Source organism: Polaribacter sp. 20A6, assembly GCF_011378915.1.
Taxonomy (GTDB): domain Bacteria; phylum Bacteroidota; class Bacteroidia; order Flavobacteriales; family Flavobacteriaceae; genus Polaribacter; species Polaribacter sejongensis.
Genome location: NZ_WTPZ01000007.1, coordinates 123,547 through 143,324 on the forward strand (window position 1 = coordinate 123,547; position 19,778 = coordinate 143,324).

The 19,778-nt window shown below is 29.3% G+C and carries 12 protein-coding genes; 7 read left to right on the forward strand and 5 right to left on the reverse strand.

Features of this window, described 5'->3' with window-relative positions; all coding sequences use genetic code 11:
- Nucleotides 1–80: 80 nt before the first annotated feature.
- From GQS57_RS15680 to GQS57_RS15695, 4 genes are read left to right on the forward strand one after another with little or no spacing between them, the layout of a single operon-like run.
- Entirely contained in the window at nucleotides 81–1,073 is a 993-nt protein-coding gene (locus GQS57_RS15680; RefSeq protein ID WP_165733805.1) for a GntR family transcriptional regulator, read from the forward strand.
- 7 nt (nucleotides 1,074–1,080) lie between these two features.
- Nucleotides 1,081–1,971, forward strand: a complete 891-nt coding sequence (locus GQS57_RS15685; protein ID WP_165733806.1) for an aldose 1-epimerase — start codon at nucleotides 1,081–1,083, stop codon at nucleotides 1,969–1,971.
- 11 nt (nucleotides 1,972–1,982) lie between these two features.
- Nucleotides 1,983–3,134 (forward strand): galactokinase, encoded by a 1,152-nt coding sequence (gene galK / locus GQS57_RS15690; RefSeq protein WP_165733807.1) that lies wholly within the window; start codon nucleotides 1,983–1,985, stop codon nucleotides 3,132–3,134.
- Between the two features lie 10 nt (nucleotides 3,135–3,144).
- Nucleotides 3,145–4,167: a UDP-glucose--hexose-1-phosphate uridylyltransferase gene (locus GQS57_RS15695; RefSeq protein WP_165733808.1), complete on the forward strand. Its 1,023-nt coding sequence runs from the start codon at nucleotides 3,145–3,147 to the stop codon at nucleotides 4,165–4,167.
- A gap of 420 nt (nucleotides 4,168–4,587) precedes the next feature.
- On the opposite strand, the gene GQS57_RS15700 is transcribed toward GQS57_RS15695, so the two are convergent.
- The 5 genes from GQS57_RS15700 to GQS57_RS15720 form a co-directional block, all read right to left on the reverse strand.
- Nucleotides 4,588–6,384, reverse strand: a complete 1,797-nt coding sequence (locus tag GQS57_RS15700) for an alkaline phosphatase (RefSeq protein ID WP_165733809.1) — start codon at nucleotides 6,382–6,384, stop codon at nucleotides 4,588–4,590.
- A gap of 6 nt (nucleotides 6,385–6,390) precedes the next feature.
- Nucleotides 6,391–7,494, reverse strand: a complete 1,104-nt coding sequence (locus GQS57_RS15705; protein WP_165733810.1) for an alkaline phosphatase — start codon at nucleotides 7,492–7,494, stop codon at nucleotides 6,391–6,393.
- A gap of 97 nt (nucleotides 7,495–7,591) precedes the next feature.
- Complete coding sequence (locus GQS57_RS15710) at nucleotides 7,592–9,337, reverse strand: RagB/SusD family nutrient uptake outer membrane protein (protein ID WP_165733811.1); 1,746 nt, start codon at nucleotides 9,335–9,337, stop codon at nucleotides 7,592–7,594.
- A 10-nt stretch (nucleotides 9,338–9,347) separates the two neighbouring features.
- Nucleotides 9,348–12,317, reverse strand: coding sequence for a TonB-dependent receptor (locus GQS57_RS15715; protein WP_165733812.1), 2,970 nt, complete (start codon nucleotides 12,315–12,317; stop codon nucleotides 9,348–9,350).
- Nucleotides 12,318–12,494: 177 nt separating this feature from the next.
- Nucleotides 12,495–16,313, reverse strand: a complete 3,819-nt coding sequence (locus GQS57_RS15720; RefSeq protein WP_165733813.1) for a two-component regulator propeller domain-containing protein — start codon at nucleotides 16,311–16,313, stop codon at nucleotides 12,495–12,497.
- A 541-nt stretch (nucleotides 16,314–16,854) separates the two neighbouring features.
- On the opposite strand from GQS57_RS15720, the gene GQS57_RS15725 reads away from it, so the two are divergent.
- The 3 genes from GQS57_RS15725 to GQS57_RS15735 all read left to right on the forward strand — a co-directional run bounded on the left by GQS57_RS15725 (nucleotide 16,855) and on the right by GQS57_RS15735 (nucleotide 19,670).
- The gene (locus tag GQS57_RS15725) at nucleotides 16,855–18,111 is read left to right on the forward strand and encodes a site-specific integrase (protein WP_165733814.1); all 1,257 of its coding nucleotides are present in this window, start codon (nucleotides 16,855–16,857) and stop codon (nucleotides 18,109–18,111) included.
- Between the two features lie 27 nt (nucleotides 18,112–18,138).
- Nucleotides 18,139–19,128 (forward strand): hypothetical protein, encoded by a 990-nt coding sequence (locus GQS57_RS15730; RefSeq protein WP_165733815.1) that lies wholly within the window; start codon nucleotides 18,139–18,141, stop codon nucleotides 19,126–19,128.
- A gap of 248 nt (nucleotides 19,129–19,376) precedes the next feature.
- Nucleotides 19,377–19,670 carry a DUF3853 family protein gene (locus GQS57_RS15735; protein WP_353959059.1) on the forward strand — a complete coding sequence of 98 codons (294 nt, stop codon included), beginning with the start codon at nucleotides 19,377–19,379 and terminating at the stop codon, nucleotides 19,668–19,670.
- Nucleotides 19,671–19,778: the final 108 nt, after the last annotated feature.

The following is a 19,778-nucleotide window of genomic DNA, read 5'->3' on the forward strand; positions in this document are numbered from 1 at the left end:
GTGTCTCTCAGTACATTTTTATCAAACTAGTAGGGTCAGGTAGGTTTTGTGTCTAAAAAAGTATATATTTGTAATTAATTATGATAGAAGTTAAAAAAGAAATAGGCATTCCTAAATATAAGCAAATCATTAATGCTATAGAAAGTGCTATAGAAAATGGTTTGTTAAAAAAAGGAGATCAATTGCCTTCTATTAACACTATCAAAAACAACAATAAGCTTTCTAGAGATACCGTTTTAATGGCCTTTAATGAGTTAAAGAACAGAGGTATCATAGAATCTATTGTAGGTAAAGGATATTATGTTTTAAGTGAAGACATTAATGTACATCAAAAAATATTTTTACTTTTTGATGAGTTAAATTCGTTTAAAGAAGATTTGTATAATTCTTTTTTAGAAAACTTAGAAGATACAGTTCAGGTAGATATTTTCTTTCATCATTTTAATGAAGCTATTTTTAAAAAACTGATAAAAGACAATGCAGGTAGTTACAATTATTATGTAATTATGCCTGCAAATTTAGAAAACACCAGCAAGAGCATTCAATTATTACCCGATGATAAGGTCTACATTTTAGATCAGGTGCCAGAAGATTTGGCAGCATATCCATCCATCTATCAAAATTTTGAAAAATCCATCTACGAAAACCTAACTAAGGCTTTAGGATTTGTTTCAAAATATAATAAAATTAATCTTATATTTTCAGAAGAAAAACAACCCAAAGGAATTCTTAAAGGGTTTACACAATTCTGCGAACAAAGTGCAATGCCTTTTGAAGTTTTAAGCACTGTAAAAGAAGCACCTTTAATAAAAGGAGAATTATACGTATTGTTAGATGATATTAGCTTACTAAAAATTATTAAGAAAATGAAAAGTCAGAATATGACTTTAGTAAATGATATTGGCGTTATTTCTTACAACGACACTTTATTGAAAGAAATTGTAGAAGGCGGCATTACAACCATTACTACAGATTTTAATGAAATGGGTAAAAGATTGGCTAAAATGATTTTGAACAAAGAACAAGATAAAATAGAAAATCCGAATAAATTAATTATTAGAAACTCAATATAACAACACATTGTATACTATAAACCATAACACAGAAACAAATATTTTAGAAGTAAAAAATACTGAAAACACGGTTTTTGGTGAAATTTACCTAAATGACGGAGCAAGTTTGCAAGAACTAACTTTGGGAGGAAATGCTATTATTCAAGATTTAACTCCATTAACATACGACTCTACGTTTGCATCATCTATTTTATTTCCGTTTGCAAATAGAATTAAAGACGGACAATATTCTTTTAATGGTGAAGATTTTCAATTAGAAAAAAATCAAGAAGAAGAGCAAAATGCATTACATGGTTTTGTGTACAATAAAACGTTTAAAGTAATTGATAAAGAAGCATCTGTAACTACTGCAAAAATAACTGTAGAGTATAATGAAAACATTCGAAATAATGGTTTTCCGTATACCTACACAATTCTAGTTACTTATATTTTTACAAATGATGGTCTAGAATTATCTGTTACTGTAAGAAATACCGACGCTAAACCTTTTCCGTTTACTTTAGGGTGGCACCCGTATTTTATCAGTGATAATTTAGCAGAAAGTTCTCTAAATTTTGATTGTGATCAACAATTAATTATTGGAGACCGTAACATTACTACTGGATCTGAGACTGTAAATTCTATGATACATTTAGATATCGAGAAAAAACAATTAGATGATTGCTGGGGTTTAAATTCTGATAAAGTTGCGTTTAACACTCCTAAATATCAATTAAACTTTCAATCATCAGGTACCGGTAATTTTTTACAAGCATATACGCCACCTAGATTAAATACCATTGCTATTGAGCCTACCACAGGTGTTTCTAATAGTTTTAACAATAAAATAGGATTACAAACATTAAACCCAAATGAAAAATATTCCATTGTTTGGAAAATAAACATAATTAACAATTAACGAAGCAGATTATGAGCGCAACACTAATTAAGGATGTTAAAGAGACATTCATCAAAGAATTTAAAACGGAACCTTTATTAATTTTTTCTCCTGGAAGAATCAATATTATTGGCGAACACACAGATTATAATGATGGTTTTGTATTTCCTGCAGCTGTAAATAAAGGTATTGCTGCTGCTATTCAAAAAAGTGATGCTGACAACTCTACAGCAATAGCTTTAGATTTAGACAGCACCATAAAATTTGAATTAGATAAAATAAAACCTTCTAAAGAAGGAAGTTGGGAAAACTACGTTTTTGGTGTTGTTGCAGAAATACAGAATAAAAACAAAGTGATTGGCAATTTTAACATCATCTTTAAAGGAAATATTCCTGGAGGTGCAGGTATGTCTTCTTCTGCTGCTTTAGAAAATAGTGTTGTTTTTGGTTTAAACGAATTGTTTGATTTAGGTTTAACCAAACACGAAATGATTCTAATATCTCAAAAAGCAGAGCATAATTATGTGGGTGTAAACTGCGGAATTATGGATCAATATGCAAGTATGTTTGGTATAAAAGACCATGCATTGCACTTAGATTGTAGAACTGTAGAATCGAATCCTTATAAAATTGACTTCGAAAACCATCAATTAATGTTGATAAACACAAACGTTAAACATAGTTTATCCGACAGTGCTTATAACGACAGACGTTCTGCTTGCGAAAGCGTATCTGAATTGTTAAACATAAAGGCGTTAAGAGATGCTACTGAAGCAGATTTAGAAACTGTTGCTGATAAAGTGACACCTGCAAATTATCAAAAAGCCTTATTTGTTATTCAAGAAAATAATAGAACTATAAAAGCTGCAAAAGCTATTGAAGACAATGATCTAGAATTGTTAGGTTCTTTAATTTACCAATCTCACGAAGGTTTATCTAATCAATACAAAGTAAGTTGCGATGAATTAGACTTTTTAGTTGCACAAGCTAAGAAAAACAAACACGTTCTTGGAGCAAGAATGATGGGTGGTGGTTTTGGTGGCTGCACCATTAATTTAATTGATAAAAGCGAAGCAAAATCTTTCGCAGAAACGGCTTCTGAAGCCTATAAAAATGAATTTAATAATGAATGTTCAGTGTATTTTATTGAACTTTCTGAAGGTACACATATCGTAAAACAATAACTATAACACAATGAGCAATACAAATTTACAAGATTATTCGCACAAGCGATTTAATATTCTTACAGGAGAATGGGTGTTAGTTTCACCTCATAGAGCAAAAAGACCTTGGCAAGGACAAAATGAAGAAGTTAATAATGAAAAAAGACCAACACATGACGAATCTTGTTATTTATGTGCTGGAAACACAAGAATTAACGGAGAAGTAAACCCAGATTATAAAGACGTTTTTGTTTTTACAAACGATTTTGCTGCTTTGCAAAATGATTCACCAACATTTAGTGTAAACGATGGACTTTTAAAAGCACAAAGTGAAACTGGTATTTGTAAAGTAATCTGCTTTAGCCCTGATCACTCAAAAAGTTTAGCAGATATGTCTGCAACAGAAATTCAGAAAGTTGTTTTTGCATGGCAAAGAGAATTTAAAGAATTGTCTGAAAACCCAAACATCAACTACGTTCAAATATTTGAGAATAAAGGTGCTGTAATGGGCTGTAGTAATCCACACCCTCACGGACAAATTTGGAGTCAATCTTCTTTACCAAACGAAGTTGATAAAAAAAACACACAACAATTAAACTACTATAATAACAACAACAGTAGCTTATTGGGTGATTATTTAGTACAAGAATTAGAAAAACAAGAACGTATTATTTTTGAAAATGATGGTTTTGTAGTTTTAGTTCCCTTTTGGGCTATTTGGCCTTTCGAAGCAATGATTGTTCCGAAAAGACCTTTAGCTAACATTTTAGAAATGACAGAAGCAGAAACATTACAATACGGAGAAGCTATTTCTGTATTAACAAAAGCGTATGACAAGATTTTTAATACGTCTTTTCCATATTCTAGCGGAATTCATCAAGCTCCAACAGATGGTAACGAAAACAAACATTGGCATTTTCACATGAGTTTTTATCCGCCTTTATTAAGAAGCGCGTCTGTAAAGAAATTTATGGTTGGTTACGAAATGTTTGGAACTCCACAAAGAGATATTACTGCAGAACAAGCAGTAAAAATGATAAAAGATTGTTTGTAGAAATTACAAACTTTTAGAAATAACGGAAATCATCTAAAAAGCAATTTTTAGATGATTTTTTATTTTTAATAGGTTGCACACCTATTATTTATAAACTGTCATAACCTTAATAAAATAACAACTGACAAACCTTATATAATCTTTCACCCTGTCTAAAATGACAAACTGTACACATAAAGCAAGGAATTTAGAATATTCAAAATTGGATTGATATCTATAAAATTTATGATAAAAGACTGATTATCAAAAGGGCTGATTCATTGGAAGAAAAAATATAATTTTTGAATAAAAATGAATCATGAATAAAGCTATAAATGTATTTTTTTGTACACCTATAGCTTTATATAATTATATAACAACCTATTTTGCATAAAGGTTACTATTAAGCAGTTTATACAATAGATTTGCTATTCCTTTTATTTATTTTAAAACTTTAAGAATTTTAGAAAACACTTCGTTATTTTCATAAACTCCTTGAAACTCATTTGATTTTGCTCCGTAAGCAAAAATAGGAACCATAATTGCTGTGTGATCATAAGAAGCAAAATAACCTTCTATTTGATGTGTTTTTACATCACCTTGCGGAATGCTAAAACCAGATGTTTCGTGGTCTGCAGTTATAATAACTAAGGTTTCTGGGTTGTTATCTGCAAATATTAAAGCTTCTGTAATTGCTTTATCAAAATCTATCGATTCTGCTAAAATTCCTGCAGTATTATTAGAATGACCTGCGTGATCTATCTTTGCAGCTTCAATCATTAGAAAGAAAGGCTTCTCCTTTTTTCTTAAAAAATCAAGCCCCGTTTTAGTAGCATCAGCTAAAACATTACCTCTTCCTTCTGTAATCCATTTCATACCGTGTTCAGACATAAAAAAAACTACTTTGTCATCCGTAGTATTTTTTAAATCATTAAAAGATGAAACTATTTTAAAGTTATCAGTAAGGTTTGTCTTTTTAAAAGTAGAAGCCCCACCTCCAATAAAAAGATTTAGTTTACTATTGATTAAATCTTTAGAAATTACAGAATCATCAGACCTATCTTTCGCATGTGCGTAAAATGACGCAGGTGTTGCTCCTAAAATATTATCTGTAGTAATACATGCTGTAGAAAAACCTTGTTCGCTTAAAATTTCTGTAATATTTTTTAAAGGCTCTCCGTTTACACCTATACCAATTGCTCTGTTGTTTGTTTTAACTCCGGTTGCTAAAGCAGTACCTGCAGCAGCTGAATCTGTTGTAAAATCGTCTGCAGCTTGTGTTTTTATAAAACCAATACTTTTTAATTGAGTTAAAGTTAATTCGCCATTATTTGCAAGTGCTGTTGATGAAATTTGAGCCAAACCATTTCCATCTCCAATTAATAAAATAATATTTTTAACAGGTAAGTCTTTTTGATCATTGTTAAAGCTTGGTTTGTAAACTTCAGAAAAAGTAGTTGCAGTTACCAATCTGCTTGGTAAAAATTTAAAATAATTAACACATTTAAAAGGATGATCTGTATTTATGATTGCAACTCCCATTTCAGATAAAGTTCTCCATGCTCTTTTAGAATCTGGACTTCCCCAAAAACGAAAAGGTTTATTCGTTTTATTTGCTTTTTCTAAAACCTCTACAATACGATTTTCATCATCATGAGTTAACCTTCCTTTTCCATTCCATTCAGAAAATTGTTTAAAATTTAAACTAACCATAGCAATTTTTTTCCAAATTTCTGATGAAACAGAAGTTTCTAATTCTTGATAATCAAAAAAGATAAAATCAGGATAATTGACATAATCTTTAGCTTTTGGTCTGTTTCCGGAAATAACAATTTTAATCTGCTTATTGTTAATTATATAAGTATGTTTTTTTAGAACCTCTATAAGTTTGTCTAAGGTTTTAACAGCATCAGATTTAATATCAATCAAAAGGATTAATTGTTCTTCCTTTTTGTACTCCATATTAAAAACAGTTTCTAATGGATTTAGATATAAAGCTTCTAATGTTTTTGATACAGTAATGTCTTCATAATCATGAGCAACATACAAATTGTTGTCTTTTAGAAAAATATCTGCTTCAAAAGAAGTTGCTCCATTTGCAAAAGCATTCCAAAAAGGTACTGATTGATTGTAATCGTTGTGAGAGTGAATAATTGCAGTATTTTGAGCAATACTTGTATTTTTTACTCCCAAAAAGACTGTAATTACAAGGAATAAAGTTTTTATATTTAGTGTCATTTTAAGTTATTTATTATTGATTGCTTTAAACATTTTATGGTAAATTTCATTATTTTCATAAATGCCCTGAAAATTTTCTGAACCTTTCCCTTTTGCAAAAACCGGAATTAAAGTTCCACTATGTTGATCGTTGTTAAAATTGATAGAAACATTATCTACTTCTTCAGATTTCTCCCCGGTTTCTTCATCAATCATATAGGATTTACCAATACTAACACCTCCTGTTTCATGATCTGCAGTAACCACTAAAAGTGTGTTTGGGTGTTTTTTTATGTATCTTAAAACCAAACCAATTGTTTTGTCAAAATCTAAGACTTCTTGTTTTAATAATTCTGCATCCATTGCATGCCCTCCCCAATCTATATAAGAACCTTCTATCATAAAAAAGAATGGTTTTCCTTTCTTAGTAAAATAATCTAAACCTAATTGAGTTGCATCTTGTAAAAAACTTTTTCTACCCTCTGTTTTAGATGGTAAACCTTCTTCAGCTAGTAAATATCCGTTCTTTTTGTTTACATCAAATTTTGATAAACTCACAGAATCTAATTTGTAGTTTTTTGCAATTAACTCTGTATATAAATCTTTTTTATCAGTTCTACGTTTTAAGTATTTTAAACCTCCACCAGCAAAAAAATCTACATTAGATTTTACTAAATCTAAAGCGATATCTTCATGTAAGTCTCTATCTTTTACATGTGCATAAAAAGAAGCAGGAGTTGCATGTGTGATTGGTGTTAAAGTTACAAAACCAGTTTGATAGTCTTCTTTTTGTAAAGTTTCTAAAATTGTAGGCAAAGGCAAACTATCTTTAGACATACCAATTGCTCTTTTATATGTTTTTTCTCCTGTTGAAAAAGCAGTAGCACCTGCCGCAGAATCTGTAATTGTATGGCTTGTACTTGGTGTTTTTATAAAACCAATATTTTTAAATTGCTCAAAATTAGGCGTTTCTTTTCCAAAATAAAAAGCAGTAGAAATTTGGGCAAGTCCCATACCGTCACCAATCATAAAAATGATATTTAACGGTTCTTCTTGAGTTCTTTTTTCTGATTTTTTTTCACATCCTATGTAAAACATAGAAATTAAACTCAGTATTATAATTTTCTTCATTTTTCAAAAAATTTGAAAGTATATTTTTATTAATATTACAATAGAAAAAGGGAGCTATTTTTCTAGAAGAGCTCCCTTAAAATAAAACAATAAACAACTAATATCCTTTATTTTGTTCTAAATACCCTGGCGTGTTAGAAGCTCCATCTATAGCCACTTGTGGAATAGGAAATAACCTATTATTTACATCTGTATCTGTTTTTTCTGTCCACGAATCTTCGTAATGACTAAAACGGATTTGATTGGTTCTTCTTAAACCTTCCCAATAAAACTCAAAACCAAGTTCTCTATACAAAACATCTAAATCTATTGTTGAAAGAGCGGTTGCTATTGGTTCGCGTGCATTTCTAGAGGTTTTAACAACATTTACATCTGCTAAAGCCGCTGCCACATCTCCCTTTCTTAATTTTGCCTCTGCACGCATCATGTAAATTTCTGCATAACGCATTAACACTAAATCTACACTACTGTAGTTATTTCCGTTATTAGAAGTGTGGCTAAATTGATATTTAGAAACACGATAACCTGTATGGTGTGCTCTACCTTCGTTTGTAAAATCTGCTTGTTGAGTAAGATTTACGTAACCTACATTTTTATCTGTACCGTTTCCTTTAATTTGCTTTACGGGATAAATTCTATAACCTTCATCACAAGTATAAAAAGCACCATTTTCATCTTTTCTAACAGCCCAAGTTACTCCTCTTAAAATTCCCCTATCTATTTCAAAATCTTCTGCTCCTACACAGTAATAATGATCTTCATCATTTAAAGGAGAAAGACCTGTAAGATCATCTAAACCATAAGTAACTTCTTGGGTATTTTTCTGAAGAAATCTAGGATCTGCATCTGCAGGATCTACACTACCATAAGCATCTACCCAAGTTTGATAAAAGTCTGATGTAATTGCAGGACCATCTGTACCATCTGCATTTGTAAATTCTGGCCTAGGAAACATAGAACCTGGTAAAGACCAATATGCCCAACGGCTATGTTCATTCTTTAAAACTCCACGTTGATCTAATGCGAAAATTAATTCTGCATTATTGCTATTACTATCATTAAATAATTCGAAATATTCTGGAGATAAAGAAAACTTTCCTGAATTGATAATGTTATCTGTATACTCAATAACTTTATCCATGTCTTCTGTTGTAAAATTAGGAGTTCCGTATGGATCTCTATAAACAGCTGCATTTAGATTTAATCTTGCTAAAAATCCCCAAACGGCAGACTGCGTCATTCTACCAGAACCTTTATCAGTATTTATCACATCAACAACGGATAACAATTCGCTTTCTATATAATCTATTGCATCTTGTCCTCTAATAATTTCTGAATTTTCATTAGAAGATTCTTTTTTAAAGGCAAGTCCCCAACTATCTAAAGTTAACATATTTAAATAAGCTCTAAGCGCTTTCATTTCATAAAGGGCACTTTCTGCTTCTGTATTTCCTTCTTCAGCCATTGGCGTAAGAACTTCTATAGCAGTTAATGTTCTAGAAATATTTATTGTAAGTTCTGTCCAAGCACTTTTTACCAAATCGTTTGTAGAAGTTATAGAATGAGAATGAGCCGCTAAAAACTTACCTCCATCATACCAATCTGTCCCTCCTCTGTAAGGTAAAATTGCCTCATCACTTGGTATTAATTGCAAACCGTAATAGTTTGTGTGTCTCCAAGTCCAAGCAACCTGTCCGTACGCAGGTGCAATTGCTCCACTAATTGCTTCTGCTTGTCCAGCACCAGTTAAGGATTCATCTAAAACTTCCTCTTTTAAATCACTACAGCTAGACATTAATAGAATGCTAATTGCAAATACTGTGTTTTTTATTATGTTTTTCATTTTTGTCTTATTAAAATTCTACATTTAGACTTAAAAGGATTGTTCTACTTTTTGGGTAACTGTAATAGTCAATACCAAAAGTTTGAATACCTCCAACAGGACTTCCTGTATTAATCTCTGGATCGAAACCACTATAATCTGTTATCACAAATAAATTTTGACCTGTAATTGATAAGCGAAGATTTTTGATACTATCTCCAAGACCTAATGCTTCTGGTGTAAAATTGTATGCTAAAGTTGCGTTGTTTAATCTTAAAAAATCTCCGTCCTCTAAATATCTTGTAGAAACTAAGTTAGAATTTGTTGCAGATTCATCTAAATATTCTACGGCTCTATCTGTAGTATTAAAAGAATTTGCTAAATTCCCTTTGTTAAAAGAAGACATAGCAACGTGATTGTAAATTTTATTACCACCAGCTCCATTAAAGTTTAAACCTAAATCGAATTTTTTGTAGTTAAAATTTAAGTAGAATGCATAAATATAATCTGGTAAAGCATTACCTGCTACAATACGATCATCATCTAAAATTTCACCATCATTATTAATGTCTGCAAATTGATTTAAACCATCTTGTCCAATTCCGGTAAATTCCTGAACATAAAAAGTACCAATAGCTTCTCCGTTTAAAACACCATTAATTGTAGCCCCTGTTTGTCCTGAACCTTGTGCTGCACCAGTTGTTAATATTTGATAAGGAGAATTAACAACTTCGTTTTTAGTGATAGAAATGTTACCACCAATATTATAAGAGAAATCTTTATTTATAGTATTGTTGTAATCTAAAGCAATTTCAACACCGTTGTTTCTAATTTCCATATTAGGAATGTTAGTCCAATAACTAGAAACCGGAACAATAGGATCTGTAGGGGTAACTTGTAATAAAATGTTGTCTGTAACTTTACTAAAATAATCGATTGTACCTGTTAACTTGTGACCAAATAAACCAAAGTCTAAACCAATATTTGCCTGTGTAGAAACTTCCCATTGAATATTTGGGTTTGCTAAGCGAGTAAAGATAGAACCATAAGGATATCCGCCTAAATCTGATGCGCTAGAATCTAGTGGGTATGTGTTGTTACCTGTATTACTTTCTGTATAACTAGCTTGTGTTATTTTAGAAGGAATTTCTTGACTACCAGTTTGCCCCCAACTTGCTCTTAACTTTAAGTTGTTGATGTTATCAGAATCCTTCAAGAAATTTTCTTTATTGATGTTCCATCCTAAAGCAACAGAAGGAAAATATCCATATTTATTGTTCTCACCAAATTTAGAAGAACCATCTGCACGCATTGTTGCAGTCATTAAATACTTATCATTAAAGGTATAATTTACTCTACCAAAGAAAGATTGCAACTCATTTTTAGTAGCGTAAGCAGACTGCGTTGTTTGCTGGTTTGCTGTTTCTATTTGATATCTTGGTTCTACTCCATTCTCAGGAAAACCTTCTAAATAAAATTGTTTTTGATTTACTTCGGTTTGTTGATAAGTATGCCCTAACAGAAAAGTAAAACTACTTAATTTCTTATGAAAACTATACGTTAAAGTATTTTCTATAAGAGTATTGCTATTTTTAGTAGTCGCTGTATTTAAGCTACCTAAAGTTGTATTTGTTTCTGTAGCGTAAGGCATGTATTGCACATCTCTTTCTGTAATAGAATAATCTACACCAAGATTTAATTTATAAGTTAAACCTTTTGCAATTTTATAAGAAGGAGAAATATTAGCCAAAATACGGTTGTTGTTTGTGTAATCGCCGTAAATTGTTTCTCCAATAAAAGGATTTAAAATATCGTTACTTAAGTTTCCTTTTAATTCACCATTTTCATAAGGAGAGTCTGTTGGGTTAAGGCTTAACATATCACTTACAACACTACCAGAATTAGGTCTTGTATTGTCTAATTTAGTCGCTGTTAAATTAAAAGTAACATTAAATTTATCATCAATTGCTTTTTGAGTTAAGTTTAAACGACCAGAATAACGTTTTAAGTTACTGTTTCTTAAAATACCCTCTTGATCATCAACACCTACAGAAGCTGCATAAGAAGAATTTTCTGTACCTCCACTCATAGAAAGGTTAATGTTTTTTGACACCGCAGTTCTTGTTAATTTATCTTGCCAATTTGTAGATGCTTCTCCATCAATTAAAGTACCATTTACGGCAGTTACATTAGCTCTAAATTCATCAGCAGTAAAAACATCAACTTTATTTGCTAGCGTAGAAAAACCACTAGATACGTTTATGTTTACTTTGTTTCTTCCTTTTTTACCCTTTTTAGTAGTAATTACAATAACACCATTTGCTGCTCTAGAACCGTAAATTGCAGTTGAAGAGGCGTCTTTTAAAACTTCTATACTTTCTATATCTTGTGGATTTATAAAGTTTAACGGATTAGTAGCAATACCATTACCAGAATTATCTAATGCAAAACCATCTACAATATAAAGTGGAGTAGTACCAGAACGTAAACTACCAACACCTCTAATAACAATATCTTGTGTAGCACCAGGCTCACCACTAGAAGAAGATACGTTTACACCAGCAACTTTACCCTGTAAAAGCTGACCCGCATTTGCAACAACTCCTTGGTTAAAATCTTCACTTTTTACAGAAGAAATTGCTCCAGTTACATCAGATCTTTTTTGAGATCCATAACCTACAATAACAACCTCATCCAAAGAGTTTGCTTCTTCTTTTAAAATGATATTTAATTTTTGGTTTCCAGCATAAAGAACTTCTTTAGTCTCATAACCTAAATATGAAAATATTAAAACGCCATTTTCATCATTTAAATTGATAGAGAATACTCCATCAAAATCTGTTATAGTTCCTGTATTAAGCTGTCCTTTTAAAACAACAGAAACATTAGGTATTGGTATTCCATCTGCATCAGAAACTACGGTTCCAGACACGTTAACTTGCGCAATAGAATAGGAAGTAAAACCTAATGCAAGTATTAAAATTAAATAAATTTTTTTCATCTAGTTTGATTTTTAAATTGTGGTAAAACTAATTTACAGAAAGTGTTGGTTGGGGTGTTTTTGTTTCATCAAAGAGTATTAATCGTTCAAATCAGCATAGAAAAGAAGCAGATTAGGTGTGTTTTCGTTACAGTAACAATTAGCTAACGTTAAGAAAATCCTATAGCAACAAACGGTTTAGCTAAATTGATCTTTAAACTCTTTAGGACTTTTACCAAAATGCTTTTTAAATGCTTTTCCAAAATATTTTGGATCGTTATAACCGCACTCAAAACTTATTTCAGAGATATTTAATTTTTTAGTTTTTAACAAAGCTTCTGCTTTTTGTAATCTAAGAGACATAATTACATCTGAAGGAGATTGTTTTAACCGCTCTTTAAATAATCGATAACACTTTACCCTAGAAACATCTAATAAGTCTACCAACATTTCTACATTAAAAGAAGAGTTATGTAATTCTTTCTTTATAACTTCTAAACTCTTTTTTAATAATTTATCATTAGCCGTTAAAACAAGATCTTTACCTGTTAAAATGTCGAATATTTTTTCTTGAAATTTATTCTCTTCAGTAGAAACATATTTTCTATTTATTAAAGAGTCTATTTTCTTTTGAATAAAAGATTCACTTACCGGAAGCTGAATAAGAGTGTCTACACCAAACTCAATCGATTGTTCTCTTAGTTCGTAATTAATATCTTCTGATATATAAATTATAGCGATTTTCTTGTTTTTTGTTGCATCAGAATTATTGATAAAATATAAAAGATCTTTAGAGAAAGAAACTTGATAGATTACAATAATATGTATCTGAATTTGTTTGGTAATCGAGTTTAAATTATTTGCAGAGTTTTCAAAAATTAAATTATAATTATTATGTTCTAAAATTTGATTTGCAGCTGCAAAATTTTCTTCATCACTAAAGATTAATACATTTTTTTTGTCTGCAGATAAATTTTCTTGTTGATTAAAATGTTTCCACGAAATAGTTTCTATAGACTTATCCTTCGGGTTTATTTTGCTAATTGGTATTTGTAATGCTACCTTAAATTCTTGGTCTAAATTATAATTGATAAGTTTTCCTTTTAAATCACCCAAAAGAGTTTGTAACGCTTTAAAATAAGGACTGTAATGTAAAACACTGTACCAATTGTTTTTTAGAAGATCACTATTAGATGAAATTTCTATAACCACAAAAGAATTCTTATAATTGATTTTTAAGTTTAACTTACTGCTATTATCTGAGTATTTATTAATGTCATTAAAAAAGTATTGTAGCATTAATCGAAAACGTAAAACATCTATTTCTACCCAATTAATAGAAGTGTCTATATTAAAATTAAAATCTACTTTATTAGTTTGTAAAGATTCCTCCAACTTATTGATACTGTTTTTTAAAACCGGAAATAAATTAATTACAGAAGTCTTTATAGCTCCAATTTCTTTTACGTGGCTTAGATAATTCCATTCAGAAATTAGATTTACCATTTTGTTAGACTCTTCTAAAATAGTTTTTTTATCATCAGAATTTTCTGACAAACAACTTGCAGTTTTTAAAATTTTAGAAACTGGTTCTTGAAACTCTGATAAAACAAATGTTTTAAATTTTTCGACTTCAAAATCTTCATTTTTAAGATTGTTATGTAGTTTTAAAAGTGTCTCTTTTTGACGTAAGATTTCTTTATTTTTTTCATCTAATTGATTGTTAATAACCTCTAAATCTTTTTTTTGATTTTCGATGACATTTGTACGAATTAAAATCTTTTTTTCTAGGTTTTTTTGAAGTGATTTTGTTCTTAAATTCTTGAGATAGATAAGTATTATTGCTGTAATTAAGATAAATACAGATAAGAGCACATAAAATAAGTTCGTTTTATAAAAAGCCTTTTTTATTTGTAAGGAGAAAAGTAATTCTTCTTCATTTTCTTTACCTTCTTTAAGTAAAAAATTATAACTTCTAGAAGTTAAATTTTGATATTTTATCTTGTTATCAATATCTAATAAAGTCCAATTACTATCTAAGCCCTCTAATTTATAATAGATATTTTTTTCTGTTTTTTTGGGGAATCTAATCGGAATTAAATCAATACTAATTTGATTTTCATTATGGCTTTTTATAATATTTGGAGAGAAGTTTTCATTATCATCAACCAGTAATTTAATTTTTGCTTTAGTGTTATTAAACTGAATATTGCTAGGATTAAAATAATTTAAACCATTAATTCCACCAAAAAACAAATCACCCTTAGCATCCTGATAATAAGCACCTTCAGAAAATCCAGAAACTTGCCAACCTCCTTTGGGATGAAAAGTTTTTACTTCAAAACTTTTTTTATCAATCACAACAATTCCTTTTGTGGTACTTAACCAAACTTGCTCTTTATGATCTAAAACACCGTAAATTAATTGGCTAGGTAAACCTTCTTTTTCTGTAATATTCTTAATAATACCTTTTTCTTTACTAAAAACACTTAATCCTCCAAGCGATGCAATCCAATAAAAATTTGTTTTTTCATCTTTATAAACAGCATAAATACTATTACTTAAAAGACCTTTATTAGTATTTATAGATTGTAATTCGCCATTTTTAATATCAATTAATTTTAAACCTTTATTATTAGATTTTAAGGTGTTTTTTTGCTCTTGATGATAATGAGAAAGATAATTTTGGGTTTCTATTGTTTTTAATTTTCCTTTGCTAATATCTAATAATTGCAGCCCGTTATTTTCTGTAGCAAGAATAAGCTCGTTATCTATCAATTTTAAATTTCTAATATGATATTTACGAATTAATTCTTGACCAATAAAAGACTCAAAATTATTTGTGTTTAGATTAAATTTAGCAACTCCACCCCAGCAAGCAACCCATAATTGTTTATTACTATCTTCGTAAATAGAATAATTTCTATTGTTAGGTATGTTTTTATTGTTATTAGAATTATATAAATTATAATCTCCATTTTTTTCTATTCTGATAATTCCAGCATAAGTTCCTGCCCAAATAGTTCCATCAGAAGCTGTAAACAAAGACCTTATACGTTTCCAATCTGGTTCTTTAGTAGCTTCTTTGATTTTAAATTCTTTGTAGTTTTTAGAAGTAGAATTGTAATTATATAGTCCTTTTGTGTAATAACCTAACCAAAGTTTCCCTTGTAGGTCTTTGGTAATTGCACGTAAAGTTTCATTAGGAATGTTAGGGAAATTTATTGGGTGAGGTGCAATAGATGCTATTTTATCAGAATTAGAGTAAGCCATACTAATTCCACCATCTTTTAAACCAAGCCAAATGTTTCCAAAATAATCTTCGTGTAAAGTTTCTACTTCATTACTTTTAAAACTTTCTTTAGAATAAGGATCTTTTGTGTAATTTTCTATATGATATTTATTGGCTTTGTCTAATATATTTTTAATGATGAATAAACCATTTTTACGAGTGGCATACCAAATATTACCTGTTTTATCTTTTAAAACATCATTAATAATAAGGTTTGGGTATTTTGTTAAAAGAATATTGTTTAAAGCGTTGTTATTTATTTTTGATGTTAGTCTATTGGTTTCTTGAAATTGACCAGCAACAAATTCGTAACAGCTATTTTGAGTGTGAATTAAAATATTACCATTTTTTGTAACAGAGATATCATTTGGTTTGTTCTTAAAAGTGTAATTTTTAAACTTTTTATTACCTAAATATCTGCTTATTTTAGCATCTTCTGTAATAATCCAAATTGTACCTTTTATATCCTGTTTAACTTTAGCGATGTAATTACCAGCAATAGAATTATTGTTATTAATGTCATGTTTAAAGGCAGTAAATGTATATCCATCAAAATAATTTAAACCATCCCAAGTTGCAACCCACAAACCTCCATTAATATCATTCTCGATATCTTTTACAGAATTATTAGATAACCCCTCGTTTATCGTAAAATTATCAAATTTAATTTGTTGACCAAAAGTTTGTAATGTTATAAAAAAAACGAATAATACTACTCTTGTCATAGTGTATATTTAAACCCACAAGAATATACTTTTAAGATTACCTTAATATAAATATTAGGTTAAGTAAATAAAAATTATATTATTTAACGATTCAAAATGAACGTCAGTAAAATGAAGAGCACTTATGTACTATGAAAACACATTCAAATTTAGCACTAAAATGGAATATCTACACTAATCATATAGAACATACATCATTAGTTCTAAATAAATAATCGTAGTGAAAATAATTCTATACATCCGAATTAATAATAAAACACCATTAACATCTTAACTATAAATAAAAAAACCTCAGCTATAAAGCTGAGGTTTTCTCTTATTGTACAGGCGGAGAGACTCGAACTCTCACACCTCGCGGCACTAGATCCTAAGTCTAGCGAATTACAAATCCACAGAGACTACCAAAGTATCAATACACCATAAAACCTATGCAATTAAAGACTTATAGAGTTTTAAGGATTCACTAAAAATCATAGAATGTCAAAAAAAGTGTTACCTATGTGTTACCTAAATTACTTATCTTTGAAAAAAAAATCAAGCGATGAGTACTTTAAAAACTGTTTTACATCCAAAAAAAGATAACAATGGAAATACTATTTTCAGATTAACTATACGTCTTACAGTTAACCGAAAACGTTCTTACCTTCAGTTATTACAAAACATTGCCCCTGAACACTGGGATGCTCATGCTGAAAAATTAAATACAAAACACCCAAAACACAAACAACTTAACCGATTAATTAGGAAAAAGTACGGAGAAATAGAAGATTATATTTTAGAAATGGATTCTACTAATAAAAGCTATACAGCTATTCAAGTAATGGATGCTATTAAAAATAATAAGGAGAAACAAACTTTTTTTGAACTAGCAAAAGAACATATAGAAGACTTAACCAAATTAGAAAAGCATAATAGAGCAGTATCAGATCAAAGTAAAATTAATAGAATCAAAGAATTTGCAAAGAATGAAAATTTATCCTTTGAAGAAATTGATGAATATTTTCTCAAAAAACTAAAAATTCACCTTGCAGGTATTGGGACTATTTCTGAAAGGTCGATAATGAATATTTACGTTTTAATACGATTACTATATAATAATGGAATAAGGAAGAACTTAGTAGATCAAAAATTCTACCCTTTTGGCAAGGGTAAAATAAAAATAAAATATCCTGAAACGATAAAGATTGGACTTGATGAAATGGAAATTCGTAAAATTAAAGAATTAGATTTATCACAATATCCTGAAATTTCTAAAACAAGAGATGTTTTTTTGTTCTCGTTTTATTTAGCAGGGATCAGGATAGGAGACGTATTAAGTATGAAATGGAAAGATGTTGTAGATGATAGGGTTTATTACAAAATGGGAAAAAACAACAAAACGGTATCTCTTAAAACTCCTGCTCAAATAACCGAAATATTATCACACTATAAACAAGATAAAGTTTCTAACTCCGATTATATTTTCCCACACTTTAAGAACGTATCTAAAAAGAACTCAGAAAAAGTTTTAAAAAAGGATTCTAAGAAGGAATCAAAGAAAATATATACAGCTACAAAAACCCAAACCAAAAAATTAAATGCAAATTTAAAAAAACTTGGTATTATGGCTGAAATTGACAAAAAAATCACAAATCATATTGCTCGTCATTCTTTTGGAAATATAGCTGGTGATAAAGTTTCACCTCAAATGCTTCAAAAACTGTATCGTCACACACACCTTAGTACAACAATCGGATATCAGGGTAATTTTATTCATAAAAGCGCTGATGATGCTTTAGATTCAATAATAACTTTTTAAAAAAAGCGACGAAAAATTTAAAAATTTATGATGTATTTTAAAACAATTACAGATTGTATTCTTAGTATAAAGGATGATTTAAAAGTATTACAAATTAAAAGTATAAGAATAACTGATTTAGAGAATTTTCAAAAATTTTGTTATATTTTTTCTGCTGATAAGTTTAGAGGCTCTATTAGAGAATATAGAGATACTAACGGAAGAGAAAACTTAAAGCAGGAATTAAGGTTAATTTTGTCAGCAATTAAAGATTACTCAAAATTTTATAGCGAGAATCAAATAAGCTTAAATTCAATAGATACTATATATTTACTAAAAACCTTAATAAAACCAATAGAGTTACAAGAAACACTTGCATATAGAAAACAAATACCAACCAATAAATCTATAACTAAATTAACAGGAGATTACGAAAACATGTCTCTTAGACTTTCTGACAAACACCCCGAAATAATAGCTATTTTAAAAAAGATACAAATCTTAAAGAAAGAAAAAGAAGGACTATTAAACATTTATAATGAATGGATTGAAGAACGTAAAACGCTTGAAAGAAAATACTACAATCTCTTAGGTTTCAATTTTTACAATCTTTTACTAAACTTAGAGGCAATAGAAAATATTATAGAACAAGACTACTTAGAAAACATAGAATTACTTAGTTTAAATTTCAATAATGACTTATTAGAAATGATAAACGAATATTTCACCCCACCCCTAACAGCTGTTTCTGCTAAAGATTTTTTCAACGAAATCCAATTATCTGGAATAAAACTGGAAATGAAAAAAATGTCAGATACAAAGTTCTATTTTTTTGTAGATTGTCTTTCCAAGACAATTAAAGGTGAAAATCACAAGGAAATATGGATTAAAGAAATTTTAGATTACTTTGAAAAAGATAGAGGCGTTTTTGACAAAAAGAAAACCTTTGAAAAAACCAAATATGATGGATTAAAAGGAATCGATAAAATCCAGAATAATTTTGCATATAAATTATTGAATGCTATTCAGAAAGTTTAATAGATATTAAAAATTCTATAAATATTAGTTTTGATTAAAAAGTGATGTTAATGAGCGTCTATTAAATACTAAAACTAAATCACCACCATAATTATTTTTCCAAGAACTACAATAGACTGTCATTTAACCTATTATAGCCAAAAATAAAAACACCCTCACCATTTCAACACTTTAATTCCTGTCTAATTTTACAGTATTCGAATGTAACAACCGATGTACACGGTTAAGTTTAATACAACAAATTAGATATTATGAATTTAGAAATATTAAGAGTCAAACTACTCATCCAAATGACAGGAGAAGAGTTTATATTCCTACAAAACAATTTAAACAACGAAGTACCTTTAAAAAATGTTCAACCTGAAAAAAAGGAAAAACATGTATTTGGTATACTAGGCATTGCAAAACTTTTCGGCTGTAGTAAATCCTCAGCAAACAGAATTAAAAAATCAGGAATTATTGATGAAGCCATTATACAAAATGGTCGTAAAATTATTGTTGATACTGAACTAGCATTAGAACTTATGAAGGAATCTAAATAAAAAAAGCAACGAGGTACGAACTCACTGCTTTATAATATTTTCAAAAAAAAAAAAACAATATTAACTACCGTATTGTCATGAGACAAATATACGGTTTAAAACTCTATT